Genomic DNA, 3,106 nt, shown 5'->3' with positions numbered 1-3,106 from the left:
AGTCTCACAGCAGAAAAGCATGGTGTCGGTCTTGACTCCTCGACCAGCGTTCTTCTTGCTCCAAGAGACGAGGCTCCGGAACCCCTTAGGGTTGTTTTCTACAGTGGTGTAGGCGAGCTGCTGCTCGCTGTCTGATTCTGATTCGTAGCGAATCAGGGTAGCATCCAGTTTTTCTTTGGAAACGTCGATGCCGATAAAGTGATATTCCATAACTTTGTATCTGATTATTGATAAGGACCAGCTAGGCTACATTAGACTATTACTTTAATTAGGCTCTAGGCCTCACTTTCTAATGAGTCTCAAGTAGCTGAACTCCAGAGGGTCTATAACAGACCTTAGGCTCGAAGCCTCGTAGGGACGATAGATTACCCTCTGGTTGCTGTCCTTACCTCACTACAACAAAGGTAAGAACAACCCGTTCAACTGACCTAATCTCGGGTCGATTTCTTTTCACTCTGCAAAGTTAAAGTAGGGACGCACGAAAGTGTTTAGCGGGAGGGCGTCCGTTGTATCAAAGCGAGCCCGAGCCCTGTAGGGACGCACGATCTGTGCGTCCGTTGTATCAAGGCGAGCCCGAGCCCTGTAGGGACGCACGATCTGTGCGTCCGTTGTATCAAAGGTTACAGCGTCGTGGTATTAACGGGGACGGACGCACAGATCGTGCGTCCCTACATGTCGCTACCCGTCTCTAACTTCTATTTCCGTGAGGAAATACCGAATATGTCAAAAGAAATACCGAATATGTCAAGTCGTTTTGAGTGATGGTTGACGGATTATGCCTACCTTTGCTACGAGTATCCCCTTAGACAATAGTGATTTCTATAGGGTGGTGAAGAAACTTTATATCAATCTCATAATAAACGAATAATGAACAGAACAGTAAGAACACTGCTAGGCCTGCTAACGATAGGTCTAGTCGCTCTGACCTCCTGCAAGAAGGATCAGAAAGAGCCGCATCAGAACGAAGGCACGACCTACGTCAACGTGGCTATTAGTATCCCTACGGGTCTACGCGCCACCCCTGGTGAGGGCGATGATGACGAGTACAACCCGAAGGGTAAGTGGAACGGTAAGGATGCTATTGAAAACATCACCGTCTACGTAGTTGATAAAAACTCTGTCTCTTGGGATGGCTACACGAAGGCTGACTTCGATATCACGCCTGCTACAAGTACTACAAACATCACCATCACGACTAAGAAGGCTATCTTGACAACCCCTGGAAATAAGAAGGTTTACGTCGTCATTAATGCTCCTCAAGCGATTAAGGATTACCTGAATAAGGCTATCCCTAACGAGTTTGAGCAAGCATATGAAAAAGCTGTCAGTGTGATTGCTGCTAAAGAGGCAACTAAGGTTGATGGTGATGGCAACGACGTCATTCTGATGACCAATGCAACGGCGCCAGCCGAGCAGACGATTGAGGACGGTGTTACCGCAGAGAAAGCTAAAAATGGTCTGAAGAACCAGATCAAGGTACAGGTACAGCGTGCTGTGGCTCGTGTCATCCTTACGACCACTAAGCCAGAGTATGAGATTGTCCGCGCAGATGGTGTTGTTCTAGGTAAGATAAAGAACATCACCTATGCAGTCGCACAAGGTGAGAACAGCTTCTATCTCACACAAAAAAGATTAAATTCTTCAAGTTCACGAGGTGTTGTGAAAACACTAGGATATAATTTTATCCCGAAGACTGATAATCCAGGAGTTCTTCCAGCTAAGGGCTATACAGACATGGAAAATTTCTATGATTACAGCGATCTTGTAGAGACTGCTAAACCTGGCCAGGCTCGCGAGGCTCTTGTCGCTGATGATCTCAATAGCGCTTTGGCTATTGGCGAGAAGTCTCTCAAGAGCTCTGCCTTTATATTTGAAAATACGCATAAGTATGGTGCTTATGACATCTTTAACTACAAAGGTGGTTACAGACGTGCCAATACGGCTTATGTCCTCGTTCGTGCTACTTTTGTCCCTAATAATGATGCTTTTGCTGATAAGGCTAAGTTTACTGAGCCGTATAAAGAGGGGGAGACATTCTACGTTGGTGAGAATGGTGCGCTCTATCGCTCAGCGATTAATGTAACCGACGAAAAGAGTTCTGGCGCTGGTGGCGTAGAGGGTCAGAAGTACTCAGAATACAAGAATGGTAAGGTCCTCTACTATGCAATTGTCAATCCTGACAAGACAGAGAGACCGCTTAACGCTCCTGTATATCGTAATAGCATCTACCACATCAGCGTAACGGGCTTCAAGAAGATAGGTGTGAACTGGAACCCACTCTTCCCAGAGGATCCAGATAGCGACAATCCTAAGAATCCAGATCCCAAGCCAAAGGATAATCCAAACGAGCCTGTTCCTCCCATCAAGCCCGAGGATAACCTCTCGCCAAAGGAGACTTACATGGCTGTAGATGTTACGGTTGTCCCCTGGAGCGTACACACCTACAATATCGAGCTTACGATACCTTAAAATGAATCTGTCTGCTAGTACGGACACACAGTGTGTGTCCGTGCTAGACAGACGAGTAACCCTTTGTAGGGACGCACGGTCGTGCGTCCGTTGTATCAAAGGTTGCAGCGTTAAAGCGTAAAGACAACGGACGCTCGAGCCGAGCGTCCCTACAAATCCTTACACGTTCCCCCCCATTATCGTTAGCCTTACGATCCGACCCTTTCCTCTAAACCGACACACCTGATCTCTCAATCACAGTTGCATTTTATGAAGCGACACACTATATATAGTATACTCCTGCTACCTCTCCTCGTCTTATCACTCGTTAGCTGTGATAAGCTTATATATGATCGAGGCGAGTGCCCCACGATACTGGTCTTCACGCCCTATATGCAGACGCCCTGTATGTCTGACTCGGCTTACATTGGCAAGGCGGGCTACATGGATATTGTCATCAGTGTCCCTTCATCAGGAGAGATCATCGCATACAAGCATCTAGAGCCAGCTGACCTGACTGCAGCCTCTAGGATAGAGATTCCCGTACCAAACGAGTGCGGCGAGACCTATCGATACACTATTTGGGTAGGAGCTACCCCCCAGCACTATACTATGAGTGACCTAGCACCAGCCTCGGGCAATAAGCACCCCGACTGCC

At 47.4% G+C, this 3,106-nt stretch carries 2 protein-coding genes and 1 pseudogene; 2 read left to right on the top strand and 1 reads right to left on the bottom strand.

Annotated features, from left to right (window positions below; translation table 11 throughout):
• Window positions 1-210: pseudogene (locus tag PORUE0001_RS01500) on the bottom strand (IS110 family transposase); the annotation flags it as partial.
• A 657-nt stretch (window positions 211-867) separates the two neighbouring features.
• Here PORUE0001_RS01500 and PORUE0001_RS01495 point away from each other — a divergent pair.
• The gene (locus PORUE0001_RS01495) at window positions 868-2,469 is read left to right on the top strand and encodes an Mfa1 family fimbria major subunit (RefSeq protein WP_007364687.1); all 1,602 of its coding nucleotides are present in this window, start codon (window positions 868-870) and stop codon (window positions 2,467-2,469) included.
• 249 nt (window positions 2,470-2,718) lie between these two features.
• On the top strand, window positions 2,719-3,106 hold a 388-nt coding region (locus PORUE0001_RS01490; protein WP_007364685.1), incomplete at its 3' end, for a hypothetical protein.

This window comes from Porphyromonas uenonis 60-3, from assembly GCF_000174775.1.
GTDB classification, from domain to species: Bacteria; Bacteroidota; Bacteroidia; order Bacteroidales; family Porphyromonadaceae; genus Porphyromonas; species Porphyromonas uenonis_A.
This window is presented reverse-complemented; position numbering and strand designations above follow the sequence as displayed.